The sequence below is a fragment of the Rhizobium sp. BK098 genome, from assembly GCF_014193155.1.
Lineage (GTDB): Bacteria > Pseudomonadota > Alphaproteobacteria > Rhizobiales > Rhizobiaceae > Rhizobium.
The window spans coordinates 14,765-36,607 of sequence record NZ_JACHYY010000010.1 but is presented as its reverse complement, the minus strand read 5'-3'; the positions used below and the strand labels follow the sequence as shown (position 1 = coordinate 36,607).

19 protein-coding genes and 2 tRNA genes are annotated in these 21,843 nt (G+C 61.0%); 15 read left to right on the top strand and 6 right to left on the bottom strand.

Features of this window, described 5'->3' with window-relative positions:
• The first annotated feature begins 146 nt into the window (after nt 1-146).
• From FHT73_RS23045 to FHT73_RS22985, 13 genes are all read left to right on the top strand, one after another.
• A complete protein-coding gene (locus FHT73_RS23045) occupies nt 147-1,097 on the top strand; it encodes a phage capsid protein (protein WP_183715076.1) in 951 nt (316 codons plus the stop codon).
• Between the two features lie 68 nt (nt 1,098-1,165).
• Entirely contained in the window at nt 1,166-1,438 is a 273-nt protein-coding gene (locus FHT73_RS23040; protein WP_183715074.1) for a hypothetical protein, read from the top strand.
• Between the two features lie 63 nt (nt 1,439-1,501).
• Nucleotides 1,502-2,158, top strand: coding sequence for a hypothetical protein (locus FHT73_RS23035; protein WP_183715072.1), 657 nt, complete (start codon nt 1,502-1,504; stop codon nt 2,156-2,158).
• A complete protein-coding gene (locus tag FHT73_RS23030; protein ID WP_183715070.1) occupies nt 2,158-4,266 on the top strand; it encodes a hypothetical protein in 2,109 nt (702 codons plus the stop codon). The genes FHT73_RS23035 and FHT73_RS23030 overlap by 1 nt, the downstream gene beginning before the upstream one ends.
• Nucleotides 4,266-4,850 carry a hypothetical protein gene (locus tag FHT73_RS23025; protein ID WP_183715068.1) on the top strand — a complete coding sequence of 195 codons (585 nt, stop codon included), beginning with the start codon at nt 4,266-4,268 and terminating at the stop codon, nt 4,848-4,850. The genes FHT73_RS23030 and FHT73_RS23025 overlap by 1 nt, the downstream gene beginning before the upstream one ends.
• Nucleotides 4,850-8,038: a hypothetical protein gene (locus FHT73_RS23020; protein ID WP_183715066.1), complete on the top strand. Its 3,189-nt coding sequence runs from the start codon at nt 4,850-4,852 to the stop codon at nt 8,036-8,038. The genes FHT73_RS23025 and FHT73_RS23020 overlap by 1 nt, the downstream gene beginning before the upstream one ends.
• Nucleotides 8,035-9,930, top strand: a complete 1,896-nt coding sequence (locus tag FHT73_RS23015; RefSeq protein ID WP_183715064.1) for a hypothetical protein — start codon at nt 8,035-8,037, stop codon at nt 9,928-9,930. Before FHT73_RS23020 ends, FHT73_RS23015 begins: the two co-directional genes overlap by 4 nt.
• Complete coding sequence (locus FHT73_RS23010; RefSeq protein ID WP_183715062.1) at nt 9,927-12,515, top strand: hypothetical protein; 2,589 nt, start codon at nt 9,927-9,929, stop codon at nt 12,513-12,515. Before FHT73_RS23015 ends, FHT73_RS23010 begins: the two co-directional genes overlap by 4 nt.
• 63 nt (nt 12,516-12,578) lie before the next feature.
• Entirely contained in the window at nt 12,579-14,909 is a 2,331-nt protein-coding gene (locus FHT73_RS23005; protein WP_183715060.1) for a hypothetical protein, read from the top strand.
• Between the two features lie 116 nt (nt 14,910-15,025).
• A complete protein-coding gene (locus FHT73_RS23000; RefSeq protein WP_183715058.1) occupies nt 15,026-15,691 on the top strand; it encodes a hypothetical protein in 666 nt (221 codons plus the stop codon).
• A gap of 73 nt (nt 15,692-15,764) precedes the next feature.
• Nucleotides 15,765-16,841, top strand: coding sequence for an N-acetylmuramidase domain-containing protein (locus FHT73_RS22995; RefSeq protein ID WP_183715056.1), 1,077 nt, complete (start codon nt 15,765-15,767; stop codon nt 16,839-16,841).
• Nucleotides 16,841-17,098, top strand: coding sequence for a hypothetical protein (locus FHT73_RS22990; RefSeq protein WP_183715054.1), 258 nt, complete (start codon nt 16,841-16,843; stop codon nt 17,096-17,098). Before FHT73_RS22995 ends, FHT73_RS22990 begins: the two co-directional genes overlap by 1 nt.
• 169 nt (nt 17,099-17,267) lie before the next feature.
• Nucleotides 17,268-17,681 (top strand): hypothetical protein, encoded by a 414-nt coding sequence (locus FHT73_RS22985; RefSeq protein WP_183715052.1) that lies wholly within the window; start codon nt 17,268-17,270, stop codon nt 17,679-17,681.
• A gap of 8 nt (nt 17,682-17,689) precedes the next feature.
• Here FHT73_RS22985 and FHT73_RS22980 read toward each other — a convergent pair whose 3' ends face one another.
• The gene (locus FHT73_RS22980; RefSeq protein WP_183715050.1) at nt 17,690-18,406 is read right to left on the bottom strand and encodes an SOS response-associated peptidase; all 717 of its coding nucleotides are present in this window, start codon (nt 18,404-18,406) and stop codon (nt 17,690-17,692) included.
• A 210-nt stretch (nt 18,407-18,616) separates the two neighbouring features.
• Here FHT73_RS22980 and FHT73_RS29560 point away from each other — a divergent pair, with 210 nt between their 5' ends.
• Nucleotides 18,617-18,778, top strand: coding sequence for a hypothetical protein (locus FHT73_RS29560; protein ID WP_246712203.1), 162 nt, complete (start codon nt 18,617-18,619; stop codon nt 18,776-18,778).
• A 140-nt stretch (nt 18,779-18,918) separates the two neighbouring features.
• Here the strand turns inward: FHT73_RS29560 and FHT73_RS22970 are convergent.
• From FHT73_RS22970 to FHT73_RS22950, 5 genes are all read right to left on the bottom strand, one after another.
• Nucleotides 18,919-18,995, bottom strand: a tRNA-Arg gene (locus FHT73_RS22970).
• Nucleotides 18,996-19,086: 91 nt separating this feature from the next.
• Entirely contained in the window at nt 19,087-19,392 is a 306-nt protein-coding gene (locus tag FHT73_RS22965; RefSeq protein ID WP_112338303.1) for an ETC complex I subunit, read from the bottom strand.
• Between the two features lie 178 nt (nt 19,393-19,570).
• Nucleotides 19,571-19,647: transfer RNA gene (locus FHT73_RS22960), tRNA-Pro, on the bottom strand.
• 141 nt (nt 19,648-19,788) lie between these two features.
• Entirely contained in the window at nt 19,789-20,190 is a 402-nt protein-coding gene (locus FHT73_RS22955) for a DUF192 domain-containing protein (RefSeq protein ID WP_246712202.1), read from the bottom strand.
• 112 nt (nt 20,191-20,302) lie between these two features.
• Nucleotides 20,303-20,881, bottom strand: a complete 579-nt coding sequence (locus FHT73_RS22950; RefSeq protein WP_015339721.1) for a cold-shock protein — start codon at nt 20,879-20,881, stop codon at nt 20,303-20,305.
• Nucleotides 20,882-21,078: 197 nt separating this feature from the next.
• On the opposite strand from FHT73_RS22950, the gene FHT73_RS22945 reads away from it, so the two are divergent.
• Nucleotides 21,079-21,519 carry a VOC family protein gene (locus FHT73_RS22945; RefSeq protein ID WP_183715044.1) on the top strand — a complete coding sequence of 147 codons (441 nt, stop codon included), beginning with the start codon at nt 21,079-21,081 and terminating at the stop codon, nt 21,517-21,519.
• Nucleotides 21,520-21,843 lie beyond the last annotated feature (324 nt).

Genomic DNA, 21,843 nt, shown 5'->3' with positions numbered 1-21,843 from the left:
CCCGCCCGATGGCAGGCTTTGCCTTGCTTACCGGACGGGAGCGACCTGGACAATGCATCGGCTATCCTTGACCGGACCCGAGGCCAGCTCCGGCTAATCGGCCCTCACGGTGATTTCACTATCACTCCTATCCGAGGGTCAATTCCATGTCAGTACAAAGCTGGTTTATCGAAATCATCCGCGACAAGACGCGCCTGCGCTATTCCCAGCAGGGCGGCTATTTCGACGATACCATGACGCGCGGCGACGGCCATGCCGGCGAGATTAAATTCCCGGTCGCCGGCGGCGTCATCCAGATGTACGAGCTTTCCGGTGCCATCCAGGAGATCGACGCCTCCGAAATCAATATGGACACGATCAGCCTGTCCATCCGCGATTTCGAGGCCTCCGCCTTCTTCCGCCAGCAGGACGTCCGCAAGATGGGCCCCAGCCAGCAGGATGCGCTGGCGAAGCTGATGGCGCGCGCCGTCCGCACGAAACGCGACAATCTGAAGTTCGATGCGCTCAATGCGTTTTCGACCGCGACGTCGCCGTTGACCGACGCGCCCGTCACCGTCGAGACGATCGGCGATGGCTCCGCCGTTATCGATCTCGATACTGCCGTCTACATCGGCGACAGCATCGCCGGCTCCGGCGGCGAAGACGATCTGTTCTGCCCGATCCCCTATGCCTGGTTCTCGCAGCTCATGATGTACAAGCAGTTTTCGAACTCGCAGTACCAGGGGCCGACCGATCAGTGGTGGGCGAGCAGCTCCAAGGTGCGGTTGAAGACATTCCAGGGCGTCCACTTCATGGCCGTTCCCAATTCCGTCTTCCGTTTCGGCACGGGCGCCTATGGCACCGGTACCGGGAACAATCCCTTCGATCCCAATGGATACATCGACACATTCGCTTGGGCGAAAGACGCCGTCGGCTCCGAGATCGAATGGGATCAGGAAAACATGACGATCGATCCTGTGCCCACACTGAAGGGCACGCCGAACCTCTGCAAGGTGCAGCTGTCCGGCAACTCGGTCGGCATTCTGCCGGAAGGCGTCAAGCGGATCCGCATGAAGGCGATCAACAAGGCGGCGCTGGCTACGGCCGGCGGCGGCTAATCGGCTCCAAACTTGGCCGCGCCTGGCGGTGCGGCCCGCTCCTCCACTTACGTTGAAAGGGTATCATAATGCCTGCGATCAAATACGATCTCGTCACGGCCGGCCGCTCGGTCACGCTGTCTAACACGCGCATCATCAAGTTCTTCAACTTCGCAACCGATGACGCGCTCGCGCAGGTCACGACGGCCGGTTACTTCGACCCGTGCATCGCCGACCTGTCCGTCAATTCGATCATCCATGCGGTCGTCGATTGCGACGGCACGCCGGCGTATGCGGATCTCCGCGTCGCGACCATCCCCGCGAACGGTACCGGCATCACCGTCGTCAATCTCAGCGCCTGACCGCGCTGATATCAGCCGCGGCCATATCCGGCCGCGGCCATTTTCCAAAGCCGGGGCGGCCGCATGAGCATCGACAAGACGACCATCATCAATTGGGCTCTCACCGATATCGGCGCCGGGCCGATGTTTTCCGTCGACGACGACAGCGATCTTGCCATGCAGATCGCCAACACATGGGGTCGCACCGTCGACCACGTGTTCGGCATGCATGACTGGACGTTTCTTTGCGTCACGGCCAGGCTGCGCCGCCTCGCGGATCCGCTCGATAACGGCTGGAAATACGCCTATGACCTGCCGAGCCCTCGCCTCTCAAACCCGCTTGCCTATCGTTGCGGGCCGCGCCGATCGGATCACGTCATCCGCGATTTCACGCTTGAGCAGGACAAATTCTGCTGCATGGAGCCGCAAGCCTGGGCCGTCTACAAGACCTATAAGGATCCGGACTATTGGGACCCAGCTTTTCGCTCCGCCTTCGTCGTGGCGCTGGCCGGATACCTCGCAATCCCGGTCTGGCAAGATGACAACCTCCAGAACGAAAAGCTGCAACAAGCTTTCGGCACCCCGTCGCAGCAAGGAACCGGCGGCATGATCGGCCGGCTGATGGCGCAGGACAAGGCCTCCCGCCCGGTCGGTGAGGAGAGCCTGCTCTCAGAGGATCCGTTGACGAGTGTACGTCCGACCGGGGCGACACGGCACGTTCCCTGGCATGGGAGTTGGTGATGCCGAAAGCCGCTGGTCCCCTCAAAAGCTCTGCCAACGCCGGCCAGCTCTCGGCCGATCTCGCCGGCAAGGTCGGCATCAAGCAATACTACTCCGGCGCCTTGCGCATGCAGGGCGCCGAACCGATCCCGCAATCCGGCTTCGATCTCCTGCCGGGCTCGGCCCATGTCGGCACGGTGGCGTCGACCAACTGCCGTAAGGGCGTGCTGAAGGTCAATTCGACGCTATCCTATGTCCTGATCTTCACGCCTGGCGCCGTCGATATCTGGCGCAACGATCGCGTCAAGGTCGCGACGATCGCGCTCGCGTCGATCACGGCCGACATGGTGCCCGCCCTGACCTTCTATGGCGAGGCCGATACCTTCGGAATTTTTCATCCGTCTCTCCCCTTCGGAATTCGCCTGCTGCGCAATTCAGCAAATGACGCGATTTGGAGCGTGAGCGACTGGCCGTTCAAGGATGTGCCCGACGTCGACCTCGGGGGCACATACGGGACGACAGACGATTATTGGTCGCTTTATGTGCGCTGGGTCGACGATGCTGCCGCCCTGGTCATGAACATTCAGATTGAAGGCAATCTCACCGCAGCCGTGCGCCTGGTCAGCGCGTCCAGCGGAGCGCCGATCGCGCCGAACGATGCCACGGATCCTGATTGGGTGAACTTCGCCACGCTGCTGCGCGCCGAGATCCGCGCGCTGCCCGGCATGAATGCCGATGTCGATATCCAATTCGATCCGCTCCAAAGCGCCAACAATTATCGCGCCTTCAACATCGTCTTTCACGACAGTCTCGCCGGCCAGGAATATGAGGTGACGGCGAACGTCGTGAACACCTCGGATGCATCCGTCATCGCTGGTCACATCGAAGTTGGCGATACCGAAGGTGAGCCGCTGATCTCGGTAGCGCGCGGCGGCTTCGCCGGCATGGAACTATACCAGGATCGCGCCGTCTATGTCGCGCCGGCCGCCAAGCGGGGTGCCGTCGCCATGTCTCAGCCGGGCGAATATTTCAACCTCAACATCAAGAGCAAAGCGGACAACGGCCCGCGCCTCGAGGCGCTGCGATCGCAGACATCCGAAAGCATCCTGCATGCCCTGGACAATACCTATCTCCTGCTCTTCACCGATCAGGCCGAGTGGTTCGCCAGCAATCGCACCGTCAGCCGCAACGATCCACTGAATTGGGTTCGCGCATCGGAAATCGGCTCGAAGGCGAACTGCAGGCCCATGGTGATGGAAGGCGAAGTTTATTTCTCGTCGCCGGACGGCGGCAAGCTTTACTCAATCTCTTACGACGCTGTTTCAACCACTTACACGCCGGATTCAAAGAACGATCTGAACAAGGATCTGGTCGAGAACATGCGGCGCCTGGCGGTGCAGCGCAAGATCGCGTCCACCACGTCGAACCGCCTCTGGATCGTGCGCGAGGACGGCCGCCTCGTCTGCTGCGTCGTCAACAAGACGCAAGAGATCATGGCGGCCTGTGAGTGGCCCATCGGCGGCGGCCTGGTCAAGGACATCGTCGTCGACGGCCAGGAGCAGGTATGGATCACGGTCGATCGCGCCGGCCAGATCTCCGAGGAAATGCTCGAGGAGCAAAGCGTCAACCTGTTCCGCCAGGCCTACAGCGTCACCACGGACCTCACCGGCCGTGTGACGGGCCTTGCCGCCCTCGAGGGAAAAACCGTGTGGGGCGAGCTGGCCGGCGATGTCTATGGTCCCTTCACCGTCTCCGGCGGCATCGTCGATACAGGCGTTGCTTCCGCATCCGGCAAGATCGGCCTCTGGGCGCCGCCGGTCTATGAAAGCATGCCCTTCGTCCTGGTCAATCCGGATGACAGCGTCGTGCGCCGCCCTGGCGCGGTCAAGTGGCTCAAGCTGTATGTCATGGATGCGACCAGCCTCGCGATCGGCGTCAATGGCCGGCCGCCCAGGGACGTCCCACTGAACCGCACGAGCGACGATCTTACACTGCCGCGACAGCCATATACCGGCCACGTCGAGCTGACTGGCCTCATGGGCGCCTGCATGGATCCGACAGTGGTCATTACGCAGGTGCGGCCGGGCCGGTTGCGGTTGAGGGATTACGTTCCGGGGGTCAAGCTCTGATGGTGCAGGCAGTAATTGGTTTGTTCAGCTCGGCGTTGGGTGGCGGTACGGCGGCTGCAGCCGGCGGTGCGGCTGCCGGCGCCGCCGCCACCGGCGCTGCTGCAGCTACAGGGGCCGCCGCGACCGGCGGCTTCTCGCTCGCCTCCATCCTGCAGGGCACGGCGAGCGTCCTCGGCGTCGCGAATGCGATCTCCGCCGGAAACCAGCAAGCCCAGCAGCTCGAGCTGCAGGCGGAAGATCAGCAGCGGCAAATCCCGCAAACGATGCTGAAGGGCATCGCCGATCGAACCTCGATCAAGGCGCAGCTGGCCGACGCGATCGGCAAGCAGGACGTGGCCTACGCGGCCTCGGGTGCGGATCTCTCCTTTGGAACGCCCGGCCAGGCCCGCAAGGATGCGTTTCGTGAGGCGGACAATGCCATCACGACGCAAGAGGGAACCGAGCAGACGACGATCGCCCGGCTCGACGAACGCGCGAAGAACTATCTGCAGATGGCGCAAAAGGCGAAATCGAGCGGACTGTTTGACGCTGCCCTCATCGGTATCAAGGGTCTTACTTCCTTCTCGAAACGTGGTGCAGCGTAATGGCTAACACACGCATGCAAGAGGTCGGATATCGGCCTTTCGAGGCCAATCCGATCCTGTCCGATGGCCTTCTCTCCGTCCAGCGCGACGACGGCGCGCTCGAGCGGAAGGTCGCGCAGGGCCTCGCCAATCTCGCCGACCAGTTCGGCCAGCAAGCCGATCAGCAGGCCGCCGAGGCCGGCGCCAAGCAGGGCGCGATCGACGCGATGAACGGCGCGCCTGGCGCATCGACTGTCACCGGCGGGCAGATGACCGGCACGACGGCGAGCGTCAACGGCCAGGCAGGGCACATCGCCGGCGCGCAAGGCGGATATCGCGTGTTGGCCGGCGACGGCGCCAGCCAGGCCGCGCAAGTCCTCCGCCATGAAGAGGGTTTTCGCGATACCCCTTATTGGGACGTCAACGCCTATCGCATCGGCTATGGATCCGACACGATCACGCGGGCCGATGGTACGGTTCTGACCGTCCGTCCCGGCATGACGATCGGCAAGGATGACGCCGAGCGCGATCTGCAGCGTCGCATCGCCAGTGGTGAAGGCGCTCGGGCACGCAACCAGATCGGCGCCGATGTCTTCGACAAGCTGCCCGCCGGCGCGCAAGCCGGCCTGATTTCGACTGCCTATAATTACGGCTCGCTTCCAGATGCTGTCGTCACGGCCGCGCAATCCGGCGATCTCGCCGCGACCGCTCAAGCTGTACGCAGCCTGGACACGAATACGGAACGGCGCGGCCGTGAGGCCGATCTCATCGCCGGCACGATCGGCCAGGCGCCGGCCGCCGCGCCGTCATCCGGCTATGTCGATCCGCTGGTCGTCACCAACAGCATTTCGCCGGCGCCGACCGGAACGCCGGCTGGTCTCGTCGAGGCTGGCAACATCGACCTGACGAAGCGGCCACAGGTCAAGAGCGTCGACGGCACGATCAGCACCGTGCGCTCCATGTCGATCGAGGAAGACGGCAAAGAGGTGCTGATCCCGACCGTTTCGCCTGACGGCAAGATCCTGAGCAACGATGACGCCATCAAGCTCTATCACGAGACCGGCCAGCATCTCGGCAAGTTCGACAATGTCGACGATGCCAACAAATACGCCGAGGATCTGCACCAGGCGCAGCAGCGCTTCTATAGCCAGAGCAAAAAAGAGCCGGCCTACACGCAGCTCCCGTCGCCCGCCTCCGTCGCGCCGATCTCGGTCACGCCCGTCCGCGCGCCGGTGCAGGTGACGCCCGGCAAGGCCGGCACGTTTCGGCCGCGCAACGACGGCACGATCTACGGTCGTGCCTATGACGTCGCCGGCACGAGAACCTATCTGCAGATGCTCGACAACGCCATGTTGTCCGACCAGGCGCAGGTCTATGAGGCCTACAAGGATGATCCCGTCCAGCTGAGCCAGGCGCTCGGCGAGTTGAAGGCGCGCCACCTGCAGGGCGACGTCTTTCCGGAGATCGCGGCGGACTATACCGTCTCCTTCGATCGCCAGGCGAACGAGCTGGTGCAGCGATCGCGCGCCGCCTTCGATCTGCGCAAGAAAGAACAGGACAAGGTCGATTTCCTCGATCGCGTCCAGACGCTCGAGGATCAGAAAAGCCAGCGCCTGGCCGGCCTGCAGGCGAATGATCCCACGGCCGCCGCCTCGCTTGCCAATCAGCAGAGCCTCATTGACGAGCACTACAAGACGGCGGTATCGCGTGGGCTGCTCTCGCCAGAAGAGGCGCAGGCTTATATCCGGAAAAGCCGCTCGGATACCGTTACCAGCTTCTATACGAAGCAGGCGGCCAACAAATCGCCCGAGGATATCCTGCAATTGCGAAAGGATATGACGCGGGATTATGCCGCCGGAAATCTCGCCGGCGTCACGCCGGACGATTGGGAGCGCATCGACAAGGGCCTGGTCGCCGCTGCCGCCGCCCGCAAGACGCAAGACGACAAGGCGAATGAGGATCTGAAGACGCGTGGCGACGACATCGCCGATCGCGTCGCGCGGGGCCTGCCCGTCGATCCCGCCAATCTCGCCCGCTTCCAGCTCGACGCGGCGACCGCGCCGAAGGGCAAGGAAATCGTCGGCTCGACGCTGACGCGCATCAGGTTCGCCGAGGCCCTGCGCACGCAAACTCTTGCGGAGGTGCAAAAGCAGCTCCCGACCCTGCTCGCCAACGGCACGCCCGACGATTACGACTACGCGCAAAAGACCATGGAGAGCTACAAGAAGGATCTGCAGACGGATCCGCTCGGGGTCGCGGAGCGCTTCGGTGTGCTGCCGCCCTCACCTGGCCTGCCGCTTGATGGCGATCCGGATCCGGGCGCGGTCGCCGGCGCCTTTTCGGAGCGCGTCAATGCCGCTCGAGCAGCTGCCCAGCATTTCGGAGTGCAGCCGAAATATTTCCGTCCAGGCGAAGCGCAGCAGATCTCCGATGCGGTGAAAGAGGATCCGCAGCGCGGTCTCGCGATCGCGGCCGGCCTGGTCGCCGCCGGCGGCCGGGACGCAAACAAGGTGCTGGCCGAGCTTGGAACTGACGCGCCGGCGATCAGTCAGTCCGGCGAAATCATCCGCCTCGGCGGCGATCCGAAAGCGGCGCTGGATCTGATAACCAGCTACGGCAAGTCACCGGATGGCAAGAATTACGCTGACATGCCGGTGACGCTGCGCATGCCGATCGCGACCGAAGTCGCCGGCGGGGCGCTTGCCTTCACGCCGGACCAGCAAGTCCAGGTGGACGCGGCCGCCAACGCGATTGCCCGCAAGCGGCTCTACGACGCCGGCATAAAGAACACGGATAGCAGCGCCACAAAGCCGATCTACGAGCGCGCCTATAACGAGGCCGCCGGCGCGATCTACGCGAACAATGTGCAATATGGCGGCTTCGGCAGTTACGATCCCGGCGTTTGGTGGCGCAGCCGCAAGGTGCTCGTGCCGAACACGATCCGCGCCGATCGCTTCGAAGATGTCGTGCAATCGCTCAACGACGGCGACGTCGGCCAGGTGAAGGCCCAGAACGGCCGCACCTGGACGGCGGCCGATTTCAAGAAGGCGCTGCCCGTCGCCGTCAATGGCGGCTACGTCTTTGCACTCGGCGATCCTCAAGGTCCCTCGCCGCAATTCATCGCCGACGACAAGGGCAATCCCGTCGTGCTCGATATCGCCGGCATGCAGGACAAGCTCTCGGCGCGAAATCCGGGGGCTTTCCGATGAACCTGATCGACCCGGCGGACCTGCCGAAAAGCGCGGCCGATGGCCCTCAGAGCTGGGGCGAAGCCTGGACGAACCTGGCATCGACGACGTCGTCCGCCCAGCAGATGATCGAAAACACGACGTCCGATCGATCGATGCTCGAGGACATCTACGCGCGTCGCATCAAGACGATCGAGGACTTGACCGGACAGACGCTAGAAAACCCGATCCGCAGCGATATCGGCGTGCCGGGCTTCCTGCAGCCGCCGTTCCGCGCCGCCTATGCCAAGAACGAGGAAGAATTTTCAAAGCGTGTCTCGACGCTGGCGCAGCAGTATCCGGAACTTTCCAATCAATTCCAGTCGCTGAGCGGCGGGGTCGACGATGAAATGAACCGCATGCGCCGTGAAGCCGAGCAGGCAACCGGACAGGCGGCGCTCAATCCGAACCTCGATCCGATCAGCCGCTTTGCTGCCCAGATGGCCGGCGGCCTGGCCGGCGCTGCGCGCGATCCGTTTCAATGGCAAATGGCGATCGCCGGCGGCGGTGGCGCCTCGGCCGGCCAGTCCGTCGCAGGTCGCATCGGCAAGACGATGGTTTCCGAGTTCATGCTGAATGGCGGCCAGGAAGCCGTGCTGCAGGCTGCAAGCCAGCCGCGAAAGAAAGCCGCCGGCCTGGAATATGGCCTCGGCGACGCGCTTACCAATATCGGAGTTGCCGGCACATTTGGCGCGCTGTTCGGCGGCACGCTCGAGGCCGGACATGCGCTCGCCGGCCTTTATCGCATGGGCGACGGCGGCGCCGAGATCGCGACCCGCGTGCTCGAGGGAAAACCACAGCCGGGCGATGTAGAGACGATGGCGAAGGCCATGGGTGTCGAGCTGCAGCCAGAGCAGCTGCAGCAGCTGAACCGCTCCTTCGAGGAGAAGGTTCTTGACGATCACATGATCGGCGCCGACGCGACGCCCGAACAGCAACGCGTTTTCGAGGCGGCGCTGCGCTATGCCGAGGATCCCGACAATCATCCGCCGCCCGAGATCGTCGAGCGCGCGATCGCCGACGAGCAGGCCGGCCCGGCGCGCACGCTGACAGCCGACGATTACGAGCGGATCTATGGCGGAGATCCGAACGCGATCGACGATCTCAGAGGCGTCATGCAGGCGGAAAGCCTCGACGATGCTGCTAGGATCATCGACGACCAGACGCGGCAGCCTTCGCAACAGACAGTCGCGGCGGTCGCGCCGGCGGCCGTCGAGCCTGAAGTCGCCGCGCAAGCCGTGCTCAAAGCCGACGGCGAGAATGTCCTTTTGAAAACGCCGCAGGAAGATGCGCATCTTTCGCTGCGCCGCGACGGCCAAAACCTCAAGGTGGGGATCACTTCGGTTTCCAAGGCATCGCGCGGCCAGGGCAAGGCACGGCAGCTCTATGAGGAGGCCGTGCGCCTGGCCGACGAAAACGGCGGCGTGCTGCGCTCCGATATCTCCGTCTCCAACGATGCGTTGCGCGTCTATAACAGCTTGAGCCGGCGCGGCTATGACGTGCGCCGCAACCCGGACGCCGTGCGGACAGACAAGGGCTGGATAGCGCCAGACCAGCCGGGCCAGAATTGGGTTTTCGAGGTGCGGCCGCGCCCGGACCCGGGCGCGATCGTCGATCCCCTCGAGGGGCAAACCATTCGGCCGCGCACTGCGCTCGAGCCGACCGACGCCGAGGCCATGCGCATCGCCGAGGAGCAGGCCGGCGTCGTTGGCGAGCCCGTCATCGATGCGAACGGCAATCCGCAATCGCTCTTAGATTTCATTCCCATCACCGATCGCGACGGAAACGTCCGTCTGGTCTCCCCGTCTGAAGCGCTCGAGATCGCCGAACAGGGCAATATTCTCGCCGATCTATTGGAGGTTTGCCAAGTATGAGCCTGCGAAACTGCCTGCGCTCCGCCGTCGAACAAGGCGTGATCAACAGCCGCGACGCCGAGGAGCTGTATCGCTACTACGAGGCTCGCCAGCGCCAGAAAAACCCGAACATGACGGACGCCAAGGCGCGTGTCGCCGCGCGTGATGAGGTGGTCGCCTCGCTGCGTGCCGACGCCAAGGAAGCGCGCCGGCGGGCGCTGCTCTCTGAGGCCCGGCGCAAGGAGAATGCCGCCTTTATCGAAAACTACCGCAATCTCAAGGGCAAGCCGGACAAGCTCGACGCGGTGCTCTCGCTGATGATCCACAACGGCTACAAGGGCACGCAATCCATGGCCGGCAAGGCGAACGCCATCGTTGCTATGGCCCAGCGGGATCTTGCCGAGGCCATGCATCATTTCCGTCGCTCCCGCGTTTCCGGCCGCCATATCAACAAAGTCGATCTGCCCGACCTGGTGCGCGCCCTGCATGGCGAGCCGACCGGCAACGGCACGGCAAAGGCCATGGGCAAGGCGGTGCGCAATGTCTTCGAGGATCTGCGCCAGCGCTTCAACGCCGCCGGCGGCAACATTCCCAAGCGCGAGGACCACGGCCTGCCGCATAGCCACGATCGCTCGAGCATTCGCGATCTCGGCTATATCGGCCGCACCAAATTGGGCGGCAAGCGTTTTGACATGGATCTCGCTCGCACGCGTTGGAAGGAATTCATTTCGCCGCTGCTCGATGCCGAGCAGATGACCAATCCGCGCACGGGCGAAGTGATCGGCGCCGACAATCTCGACGCCAGCCTCGATTATGTTTTTGACAGCATCATGTCGGACGGCTGGGCGCATCGCCGGCCGGAAGCGCGCAAGTTCGGAACCGGCAATGTCGCCAGCCGCTACCAGGATAGCCGCTTTCTCATCTTCCGCGACGCGGAAAGCTGGCTCTCCTACAACGAAAAATTCGGCCAGTCGGACCCGATTTCGGCGATCTTCAACCATGTCAACGGCATGGCCCGCGACATCGCATCGATGGAACGTTTCGGGCCAAATCCAGACGCCGCGGTCGAATGGCTGAAGCAGGCCGTCCAGGTCGATATCGGCAAGCGTCAGTCCGGCGCCATGAATATCGAGGGCCTGAAGCTGCCCGGCCTCGATGCCGCCAAATGGGCGGAGTGGCGCATCAACAATCTCTGGCGGGCTCTGCGTGGCCGTGAGACGGTTTTGAGTGCGCCGGCACAATTTGCCGGCGATATCAGAAACGTCGCGACAGCGGCCGCTCTGGGCTCCACAAGCATACTTGCGGCCGTGACCGACCCTTTCGTGTCGCAAGCGGCCCGCCGCCTGGCCGGCCTGCCGATCACCGCGACCATGCACAAGATCGTCGGCGACCTGGTGAAGTTCGCGGCCGATAAGAGCGATGATGCCGCCATGGCTCGCAAGGCGGTGATCTGGGATGACTACTTGCATACGATGAATGAGCAGGCTCGCTTCGTCGACCAGATGTTCGGCCATGAATGGAGCCGCTACCTGGTCGACCGGGCGCTGACCTTCAATGCCCTGAAGCCATTGACCGAAGCCCGCAAGCGCATTGAGGCGGCGGCCTGGCATGACACGCTCGGCGGCCTCGCCCGCAAGGATACCGACTGGATCGACATGCCGCCGTTGCTGCAGAAGACGATGGAGGGCTTCGGCTTCACGCCCGACGACTGGCACAAGATGCGTGCGGGGATCGACGAAATGGGTTTCCTAGATCCCGGTGGCGTTTTCGACAAGACGGGCGATCGTAACCTCGCCGAAAAATATGCCGAGATGATTGCACAGTGGGGCGAGCGATCGGTCCCGGCTGGAGATCCGCGCGTGAAAAGCGTGGTGACCGGTCTCGCGCCGCGCGGCACGATCGCCGGCGAGCTGCTGGACTTTGCAACGCAGTTCATGAGCTTCGGTTTCAGCTTCACCGCTCGCCAGCTCGAGGCGCATTACGTCTATTCGATGATGGCAAAATCCAGCTCCGGCCGTGTTGCTCGAGGTGCCTATTACTTCGGCGCCATGGCCGTGCCGCTGACGATCGGCGCCGCCTTCTACGTCCAGGTGCTGAACGTGCTCAACGGCAAGGATCCGGAAGATATGCGTTCGTTTCCCTTCTGGCTTAAAGCCTTCGTCAAGGGCGGCGGCGGCGGCCTCTTTGCCGATTTCATCGACAAGGCGGAGAACCGCTACGGCCAGAATTTCGCGCAGACGCTCGGCGGCATCGGCGGCGCCTTCATCGGCGACAGCATGGATCTGACGCTGCGCACCATCCAGGAGATCATGGGCGCCGCCAACGTCAACCTGTTCGGCGGCAAGCCGGCCGAAGGCAAGGATCGCCCGCAGGCGGGCCGCGCCGCGGTGAAATATGTCGGCCGCTACATGCCAATCCTCTCATCGCATCCCCTCACCCGTGCCTGGTACCGGCGAATGTTCGTCGACAATCTGCAATGGGCCGTGGATCCGGACGCTGACAAGAGCTTCAAGGCGCAGGCCGGCAAGAGCACCTGGTGGTGGAAACCCGGCGAATTGACGCCGGCCAGGCTGCCGAACCTCTCGACGGCGCTCGGCACGCCGTAGCGCCGCACTGAACCATCGCGAGCTGCTGCGATCCTGCTGCAATTCCAGCAGTGGGGACGCGCCATGACCGAACCTTTCCCTATTCCGAGGCAGCTCCGGCAGACTGACGTCTTTGTCGGCAACGGCGGCGCGACCTATTCCGGTTTCAATTTCAAGATCTTCGACATTGATGACGTCGAGGTCTGGACGAAGACGGCATACGAGACGGCCTTCAGCAAGCAAGCCGTCGCCGTCATCAAACTCAACAATCAGCCTCTTGACGACTTCTCCGTGACGTTCTCGGTCGGCCAGCCTGCCACGACGGCGATCGTCGTCCGCTCTGCTCGCCTGGCGGAGCGAACCGCCGGTGTCGACAATGGCACCAAGATCGGCATGTACGCGCTTGAAAAGGAGCTTTCCAAGCAAGCGACGGTGCAACAGGAAGTGCGGCGCGACCTCGGCCGCACGGTCATGTCGGACTTCGGCGAAGACGGTATGACGATCGACGGCGGTATTGCCGATGGCCGCACGCTCATGAAACAAGGTGATCGGCTTGTCGAGGGTCCTGATATCGTAGCTGAGGCAGATCGCGCCGAGGCGGCGCGCGATCTCGCCGAAGGCTATGCATCCGACGCGATCAGCCAGGGCAATGTACCTGTCTATTCAACGATCGATGGCATGCCGGCGATCAATGTCCCCGCCGGCATCATCGCGGTTCAGGTGAATGGCAAGTCATCGGCCGGCGACGGACTTGGCGGGCGGTTTGTCAAGATCGATAGCGACCCCGGCGCGACGATCGACGCCGTCGGAAAATTCCGCTCGGGCGATGGTCGCTGGTGGCTGCGAAAACCTTTCGAAAACCTCGTCTACGAAAAGGAAATCGAGCTTAGCAACATTCCTGGCCTCGACACAGTTGGCGCGACAGATAGCTCCGTCACTGTGCTTGCTCTTCAGGCGGAGCACGCCGCAAGCGGCTTCGTTATGAAGCTGCCGCAGTCATCCAAGATCCGTCTTGATCAGAACCTTGCCTTAAACTTCGGCCAGAAGATCCGTGGCTCGCTCAACCCGAATGATGCAACCGGTGCCAGCTTCAACTATGCCAATATCGGTTCAACTTTTATTCTGGGTGGCGGAGCAACGATCCGGCTCGACAACGGCGCCGTCATCGAGAACTCTTTGGTTTATCGTCGCGGCCTTGTATTCAACGCTGATCAGGGCGACTTCTCGAGCTGGGCAGGCGCCGGCATAACGCTCGGCTACGGCAACGATCAAGTCGTTCGCAATGTCATGTCGCTTGGCTTCCTCTATGGCGTCCGCTCTTTGAATGATCGCGGTCTCAATGGACCTGGGCGCATCGTTCTTGATCGCGTCTATGTGGACGCCGTAAATGCCTTCTACCTTAGCGGTTCTTACGATACCGCTTTTATTGATAAAATCCGAGCATTCTGCTTCGTCACCCAGGCCTATGCGGGCAACCCGGCGCCGGGCGAAAGCTATGATCCGCGGAAGGACCGCCGGCCAGGTACTGGTTTGAAACTGGTCGATCGTGCCGACGGCACCAAAATCATGTCGGCAGAGATCTTTGGCTATAAGACGGGGATCGACGCCAATACCGCAAGCTGGATGATTGGTGATATCACTGTCGATTATCCGACAACCACAACCTATAATACTGGCGGCGGATCCGGGGTGATCGGTGCACTCTTGCACGCTGACACAGACCCTACGGTCCCGCGCGCCGTTGACTATGATCCCAGCCAGATCGGCAATCTGCAAATTTGGTCTGTGGAAACCGGGCTGAAAATAGTTGGCAATGCTGGTAGAGTTTCGCAGATCGCTACCCTTGCGATCCGCAATACCTACGGCGATGCAATTCAGATTGATGGCGGCGGCTTGATTGCCCCGAACACGACCATCGAAAACTGCACCGGAACTCCGGTGCGGTTCCTATCTGCGCCAAACACCAAATCCATCATTAGGGGCAAGGCAACTCATTTTGGTGCGGCTAGAAACAGCAGTGGCGTGCCCGCAGTTAAATTGCCAGCGCTCAGCAGCGCCAACCTGGTTGACGTCAAGCTTAACACTGATCAGAGCGCCGGTTCGGGATATTTCGATAATCATCCAGCTCTGTTGGGCGTCGCTAGCGGAAACCCTCTAAATCTTCCAGCCTACAATGGCGGTGAGGTTGAGACGTTCTTTGTGACGGGCAGCAACAATCTTGCGGGCATTTACGGGCCGCGTCCCGGGCGGGTTAGGTTGTTCTTCGAGAACGCGATCACCATTTTTGCCGCCAGCGAGGACGGCGGTATCCGACTGCCGGGTGGTGCGGCATCGCTCAACGTGACGACAAACACTTGCCTGACCTTGGAGTACAACGGTACGGCGAAGCGCTGGTGTGTCGTCTCGGTGACGTAGGTCTTATTTATATAGTGCTCGTTGAAAATTCTGATCGTACTTAATCCCCGAAGGGTTGCATTGCCCTACCTGTATTATGTACAGGTAAGCTAAATACTACTCTTGGGGGAGTGTAGATGATCGTAGTCGCGGAAAACGATGACTGTCGCATCCTGTTTCAGGATGCCGATAGCAACGGCTGCATCCTCAGTTTTTCCTATATGGATTTCCATCTCGAGGTCGCGCCGTTTTTCGGATATCAGACATTTAGCAAGCTGGGTGTCGCCGCCCTCGGCATCACGGCAAAAAGCAACAACTGGTTTCCGTCCTCCGTTCGCGCTCTTGCTGAGCTGTCGCGCCGTTTCACGGACCGTTTTCCGATCAGAATGGCATACGGCTTTTCGATGGGCGGCTATGGGGCCCTGAAGCATAGTCGTGCCTTTGGCGCCACTCATGTTCTCGCGCTTTCACCGCAATATTCGATCGATCCGGAGGACGGCGACGGCCGCTACGCCAACGCGTTCAAGCGCGAGGAAGGTTATCGTTCGGCCATTTTGCGCGAAGATGTTTCCGGGCAGATCACGTTGGTCGTCGATCTCAACTTTGATCCTGATCTGGATGCGGTACGCCGCATTGTTGCGATTGCTCCTGGAACCACGATCTGGCCGGCGGATATGGGTGCCAGTCACTTCACGATCTCCTTCGCCAAGGGAAGTCTGCGGTTCGCCGAATTGTACCGGCGTTTGACCGGCGATCGTTTGACCGGCGCCGCCAATGAAACATTGGGCTTCGGCATTTCCTAGCGGACACTTGCCTGCGCATTTGACCCTATCCTTGCGGTCCTAAACTCGGCTCCAATCACCGCTGGAGCCGTTCATGTTCAACGCAACTATCCTCGCCGCAATCCGATCGGTCGCCATAGATCACAATATCGAGCCTGCCGCCCTCTCCGCCGTCGTCGATACGGAGAGCGACGGCATTGCCTCCACCAACGTAAACGGCGTCGAGCTGCCGTTGATCCGGATCGAAGGCCACTACTTCGATCGCCTGGTGCCGGCCGATAAACAGGCGGCAGCCCGCGCCGCCGGCCTCGCCTCGCCAATTGCGGGCAAGGTCAAGAACCCTGCCAGCCAGGCCGACCGCTACAAGATGTTTTCGCGCATGTGCGATATCGACAAAGCGGCCGCCATCATGTCGTGCAGCTGGGGCGTCGGCCAGGTCATGGGCGCGCATTGGAAGTCGCTGAACTTCTCCTCGGCCGAGGAATTCTTGGCCTTCGTCAAAGCGGGCGTCGGCAACCAGGTTGAAATCATGGTGCGCTTTATCGAGCGCAACGGCCTGGTCGACGACATCAAGCGGCAGGATTGGGCCGGCTTCGCGCGTGGCTACAATGGGCCGAACTATAAGGCCAATGACTACGACAACAAACTTGCCCGCGCCTTTGCGGCCTATGGTGGCCGCCCGTCGATCTCGCCGGCATCCGGCATGCTGCGCCTAGGCTCGTCCGGTGCCGGCGTCCGCGAGCTGCAGGCGCTGCTCGTGCGCGCCGGCGCGTCGATCCAGGTCGATGGCGATTATGGTCCCGCTACCCGCGATGCTGTCCGGAACTTCCAGATGGCAAAGGGTCTTACGGTCGACGGCGTTGCCGGCCCGGAAGTTCAGGCCGCCTTGAAGGCCTACCAGGTGACGCCGAGCGAGAAGCCTGGCGCCCTGCCCGTCTCGCAAGTGCCGGCCGTTCAGAAGGCTGCCAAGGCCATGGCGCCGGTCGCCCTGGTGACGACGATGCGCGGCCAGATATCCGACGCGGCGGCGAACCTCACCGGAACCGGCGTTCACGCCGCCGACATTGCCTCACAGGCGCTTCTTGGCGTCGCGGCGATCATCGGCGTCGGATTAACGTGCTACGCGCTCTACGGCTGGTTTAAGTCGACGAAGACTGTGGAGCAAGGTTGATGCCGGCGCTCCTCGTCCTCTTCCTGAAAAAGAACTGGTTGCCGATCGTCATCGGCCTGGCCGTCGTGGCGATCGCCGGCGGCCTCTATCTCAGGGGCCGATCGGACGGCCGCGCGATCGCCGAGGCGGACGCAAGGCAGGCCACCTTCAATCAGCTCAAGGAAAGGAGCGCGACGGATGCCAAGGTTAAGGACATGTCTGACGCTGATCTGTGTCGCGCTATTGGCGGCGAGCTGCGCGATGGCCGGTGCGAGTGATGGCGCCGGCTATGCGGCCTTGCATCCCAGCTCGGCGACCCGCGCTTTCATCTTTGCCAACGATCGGCCGTTTGTGAAGGAAGTTGCCGCGCACAATATCCAGTGCGGCAAGGATCCTATGTGCAGGAAGTGAAGGCGCGCCGTGACGGAAGAGAACGGAGACGATGCCATGCAGATCAGGGAACGTGCAAGGAAGATGGGGGTCAATCTCAACACCTACGTCGGGATCGCCGTCGGCGTACTATCGATAGCCTCGAGCGTCGGCATGTGCATTTGGGTGACGGCAAACAAGAGCCGCGATGTCGAGGATCTGCAGAACTGGCGAAAGGACTACATTGTCCAGAGCGAGGCAAACGCCGCGCGCTTCGACCAGCGGCTGAAGACGGTCGAGGATAAGCAGGCCGTCGGCGAAGGCGACGTAAAGGCGCTGACCTACCGCATGGGCACCAACGAGCAGAATGTCGGAACGGTGCTCGCCTCGATCAAGGATCTCAGCTCAAACGTCAATGAGCTGACGGGCGACGTAAAGGTCGTTCGCGAGATCCTGCAGCGGCAGGACCGGCAAAGCTCGACCGGCCGCTGATCTGCGCCTTAGAATAGATCGGGCTCCGGATCCGGATCGATCTCGTTCAGAACATCCGCAGCCTGATAGCTCGCCTTGCCCATGTCTCTTGTCACGGGCCACATTTTCATCTCGTCGCTAGGATATTGCGCCAACAGGTCGGCCGGATCCGGTTCGTCAGATAGCCAGCGATCGTAGTCCTCCGGCTTCAGGATCACCGGCATTCGGTCATGAATGCGAGACATCATCTCGTTGGCCTCTGTCGTCACGATCGCAAACGTCCTGATGGTGAGATCGGTTTCCGGATCCCGCCAGGTCTCCCATATGCCGGCCATGGCAAATGGCTTGTCGCTCTTCAGGCTGATCGCATAGGGCTGCTTCTTCTTGCCCTTCGGATCCAAAGCCTGCCATTCGAAATAGCCGTCGACGGGCACAAGGCAGCGCCGCGACCGGTAGGCCGATCGGAACATCGGTTTAGTTTTGATGGTGTCAGCCCTGGCATTTATCTGTGGATTGAGTGGCGGCTTCATCCAGGACGGAACCAGGCCCCATTTGGCGCTGATGAAAACCGGCCCGACCTTTCCGGATCTGTCCTCGTCCTTGATGATAATCGGGTAGTCAAGGCTGGGTGCGCCATTGAGCCGGGGAAACTGATTGCCCATCCGCAAGATCTCGTCCTGCCTGGCAAAGCCGAAATTTCGTAGCAACGTCTCGAAATCGGATCGGATAAAAACGCGTCCGCACATGAAAAGTCCTCCGTCTTCTGTTGTTATCATGCCAGCCGGCGCATCCTCGAGTCAATTGATGTTCTTATTTTGTTCTGTTATCGATCCTCCATGGTCGAGACATTGGGACAAGCATGGAATTTAGACTGGCGCCTGGTCGCCCGATGCATGCACGGTCGCGTCGATCAGGGCCGAGGATCGACCAAATGCGATTGGAGCTATGAGCTGGACATGATGACACTCGTCTCGACGCGCGGCCGCGATTTCCCGCTTGCCGATATAGGGAAACGTCTTCGCTGCCCTCGGTGCGGCTGCCGCGAGATCCGCGTCATCTACGTCCTGCCTGGCGAGCGCGTGCCGCAATTCGGGAAGGCGGCGATCGGCAAATGGTGATTTGCCCACGCCATAGTGCGCGCAAAAGCGTGCGACTTCTGTGCGATATTTCGTGCGATCTTGTCGCACATTTCTACGGTCGCATAATTAGTCGCATGCTTTAACAAATCAGTCTGAATGATTGATTTCCATATGGAAAATGGCGACCCCTGCAGGATTCGAACCTGCGACCACATGCTTAGAAGGCAAGTGCTCTATCCAGCTGAGCTAAGGGGCCGTAAGGCCTGGCCGCACCTTAAGTGCGGCGGGCAACACATGCCTGAAACCGCCGCCAAACTCAATGGGCGGCGTTCAATAAGTGCCTGGCTTCAGTGAGTCCAGGGCTGGATGCGGTTGAAGCGGAAGTTGTCGGAATAAGACAACGTCTGCCGGATAGGATCCTTCGGCGGGACGACGCGGTAATCGATGCCGTTGCGCTTGGCGTAGTCTTCCGCCTGCTCCTGCGTCTCGAAGGTCAGCTTGAGCTGCTGGCGCATATCGCCTGAGGAGGTATAGCCCATGATCGGATCAATCTTGCGCGGCGTTTCCTGATCGAACTCCAGAACCCAGATATTGGTTTTGGCCTTGCCGGATTGCATAGCGGTTTTTGCAGGACGATAAATCTTGGCAGGCATTGCTGCAGCGCCTCCGAATCAAGCGGGAATGATCCGCCTTCTTGCTTCTCTTGCTTAGCGCGATCCGTTGCAGGTCACGCGAACACGACTTTTGCTTAGCCGCGAATTCCTTTGTTTTCAAGCGAAAAGGCAGCCCCTATCAGGACGAATTCAACGACTTCTATGAGGGGGTATTAAATGGTCGGAGTGGAGAGATTCGAACTCCCGACCCTCTGGTCCCAAACCAGATGCGCTACCAGACTGCGCTACACTCCGTACCGTCAGCATGACCCAAACGGGATCATCAGTTGATTTCCGCCGAACGCTTGATCCTGCGGAACGAGTGGGGAGATACACGGTTCATCTCCCCGCTGCAACAGGTAAAATCTCGGCCGGCACATCTTCCCCGGTGAAAATTTACTTGCCGAGCTTTCTTGAAATGGTGGCACTCGTCACCGTATCGCCAACGGCAAGGCCGAGTTTGCGAACAATGCCGGCGTTCAGCTCGATGACATAGGCAACCGGCCCACCGGAGCTGATGATCGCTTCGGAATAGGGCACGGCGTTTTCCTGGATATGAGTGACGACACCGTTTTGATCCAGAAACAGCATATCGAGCGGCAACTTGGTGTTCTTCATCCACATCATGACGGGCCGCGACGTGCCGAAATCGAACAGCATGCCATGATCGGCCGGCATGCTGTCGCGATACATCAGGCCGAGTTCGAGCTGTGGCGGCGTCAGGGCCAGTTCCACGCTAAATTTATGCGTCTGGCCCTTGGGCGATGCGATTGAAAGCGGTTCCGAATCGAAAGCCATCGACTGCCGGCCCACAGTTTGTCCCGCAAAGGACACCGGGATTACGGCCCCAACGAGAAAAAGCGCCAAAATGGCGCTTTTCAAAATTCCGGAAAAACCAGCTTTGCTCATATCAGTGCGGCCGTGTCACCGGGCTCGGCGCATCCGGGTGGATTTCGGCCGCCATCAGGCCTTTCTCGCCCGGTCCGAAGCGAACGAGCACCACCTGCCCCGGCCGAAGCTCGGCGAGACCGAAGCGGCGCAGCGTTTCCATGTGCACGAAGATATCCTCGGTGCCCTCGCCGCGCGTCAGGAAACCAAAACCCTTGGTGCGGTTGAACCACTTGACCAGCGCGCGCTCAAGGCCGCTTGTCGCCGTCACCTGCACATGTGTGCGGACAGGCGGCATCTGCGAGGGATGTACCGCCGTCGATTGGTCCATGGAGAGGATCTTGAAGGCCTGGTAGCCGCGCTCGCGGCGCTGAATCAGCGCAACAATGCGAGTTCCTTCGAGAATCGTCTGATAACCGTCACGGCGCAGACACGTCACATGCAGCAATACGTCCTGCATGCCATTGTCAGGCACGATAAAACCGAAGCCCTTGGCGACATCGAACCACTTGACGACGCCTGAGATTTCGATGAGCTCGACGGTATCGCCGGACATCTCCTCGAAGTCGACAACTCCCTTCGATGAAATTCTGTCACCCATCCTAGTCAGCCCTCGATTACGCGTCACACTGTTACGGTTAACTGATTCCCTGATATCAAGATTAACATCTTGGTAACGGAAAAGCGCAAGTCCTAGTTTTCGTTTATTCCCACCCTAAGATTATTGCTCCAAGACTTGCGCGAAGCTGGTGCCGCGATCGAAGATCCGTCCAGCTCAACATTAAGAGAGGAAATAGAATGCGTTATCTCCATACGATGGTCCGCGTCACCGATCTCGACGCCTCGTTGCATTTTTATAGCACCCTATTCGGGCTTATCGAAACCCGCCGCTACGAAAACGAGAAAGGCCGCTATACGCTCGTTTTCCTTGCGGCCGACGGGGATGCCGAATCATCCCGCAGCAACGGCGCCCCCAGCCTGGAACTGACCTATAACTGGGACCCGGAAGAATATAGCGGAGGACGCAATTTCGGCCACCTCGCCTACGAGGTCGACGATATCTATGCGACCTGCCAGAAGCTGATGGACAACGGCATCACGATCAACCGCCCGCCCCGCGATGGTCACATGGCTTTCGTGCGCTCTCCGGACGGCATTTCGATCGAGATCCTGCAGAAGGGCGCCAATCTTCCCTCGACCGAGCCCTGGGCTTCCATGGCCAATACCGGCTCCTGGTAAGGCCCAAGCTTTCGCGAGGCTTACGGCACGCGCGGAGCCATCCGTTTCGCGCTTGCCGCCCATGCCCATCCTCCGGCATGCTTGGACGACTCGAAGCATCATGCATCGGATATCGCGCGGTCATCGTTCCCAGTCGGCGCGTGCGATATCATCGTCCCTCGCAGGAGGCCGTTCCGATGCAAACCTTTTGCAGGGAACGTCCTATGTGCGATCAGCAGATTTTATACGGCAGGAAGAAGCTAGCAAGCACAATTGCCGTTCTTGCCTCATTTGTGATGATTGCGGGCTGCGCGACCAAGGGTCAAAAGCCGACCGAGACATCAG

What these genes read in the sequence shown, in the direction of transcription:
- FHT73_RS23045 (WP_183715076.1), top strand. Translation starts at nt 147, where the DNA reads ATGTCAGTACAAAGCTGGTTTATCGAAATCATCCGCGACAAGACGCGC.
- FHT73_RS23005 (WP_183715060.1), top strand. Translation starts at nt 12,579, where the DNA reads ATGACCGAACCTTTCCCTATTCCGAGGCAGCTCCGGCAGACTGACGTC.
- FHT73_RS23000 (WP_183715058.1), top strand. Translation starts at nt 15,026, where the DNA reads ATGATCGTAGTCGCGGAAAACGATGACTGTCGCATCCTGTTTCAGGAT.
- FHT73_RS22985 (WP_183715052.1), top strand. Translation starts at nt 17,268, where the DNA reads ATGCAGATCAGGGAACGTGCAAGGAAGATGGGGGTCAATCTCAACACC.
- FHT73_RS22955 (WP_246712202.1), bottom strand. Translation starts at nt 20,190, where the DNA reads ATGGCTTTCGATTCGGAACCGCTTTCAATCGCATCGCCCAAGGGCCAG.
- FHT73_RS29560 (WP_246712203.1), top strand. Translation starts at nt 18,617, where the DNA reads ATGATGACACTCGTCTCGACGCGCGGCCGCGATTTCCCGCTTGCCGAT.
- FHT73_RS22950 (WP_015339721.1), bottom strand. Translation starts at nt 20,881, where the DNA reads ATGGGTGACAGAATTTCATCGAAGGGAGTTGTCGACTTCGAGGAGATG.
- FHT73_RS23035 (WP_183715072.1), top strand. Translation starts at nt 1,502, where the DNA reads ATGAGCATCGACAAGACGACCATCATCAATTGGGCTCTCACCGATATC.
- FHT73_RS22990 (WP_183715054.1), top strand. Translation starts at nt 16,841, where the DNA reads ATGCCGGCGCTCCTCGTCCTCTTCCTGAAAAAGAACTGGTTGCCGATC.
- FHT73_RS23010 (WP_183715062.1), top strand. Translation starts at nt 9,927, where the DNA reads ATGAGCCTGCGAAACTGCCTGCGCTCCGCCGTCGAACAAGGCGTGATC.
- FHT73_RS23040 (WP_183715074.1), top strand. Translation starts at nt 1,166, where the DNA reads ATGCCTGCGATCAAATACGATCTCGTCACGGCCGGCCGCTCGGTCACG.
- FHT73_RS23020 (WP_183715066.1), top strand. Translation starts at nt 4,850, where the DNA reads ATGGCTAACACACGCATGCAAGAGGTCGGATATCGGCCTTTCGAGGCC.
- FHT73_RS23030 (WP_183715070.1), top strand. Translation starts at nt 2,158, where the DNA reads ATGCCGAAAGCCGCTGGTCCCCTCAAAAGCTCTGCCAACGCCGGCCAG.
- FHT73_RS22980 (WP_183715050.1), bottom strand. Translation starts at nt 18,406, where the DNA reads ATGTGCGGACGCGTTTTTATCCGATCCGATTTCGAGACGTTGCTACGA.
- FHT73_RS22965 (WP_112338303.1), bottom strand. Translation starts at nt 19,392, where the DNA reads ATGCCTGCCAAGATTTATCGTCCTGCAAAAACCGCTATGCAATCCGGC.
- FHT73_RS22995 (WP_183715056.1), top strand. Translation starts at nt 15,765, where the DNA reads ATGTTCAACGCAACTATCCTCGCCGCAATCCGATCGGTCGCCATAGAT.
- FHT73_RS22945 (WP_183715044.1), top strand. Translation starts at nt 21,079, where the DNA reads ATGCGTTATCTCCATACGATGGTCCGCGTCACCGATCTCGACGCCTCG.
- FHT73_RS23015 (WP_183715064.1), top strand. Translation starts at nt 8,035, where the DNA reads ATGAACCTGATCGACCCGGCGGACCTGCCGAAAAGCGCGGCCGATGGC.
- FHT73_RS23025 (WP_183715068.1), top strand. Translation starts at nt 4,266, where the DNA reads ATGGTGCAGGCAGTAATTGGTTTGTTCAGCTCGGCGTTGGGTGGCGGT.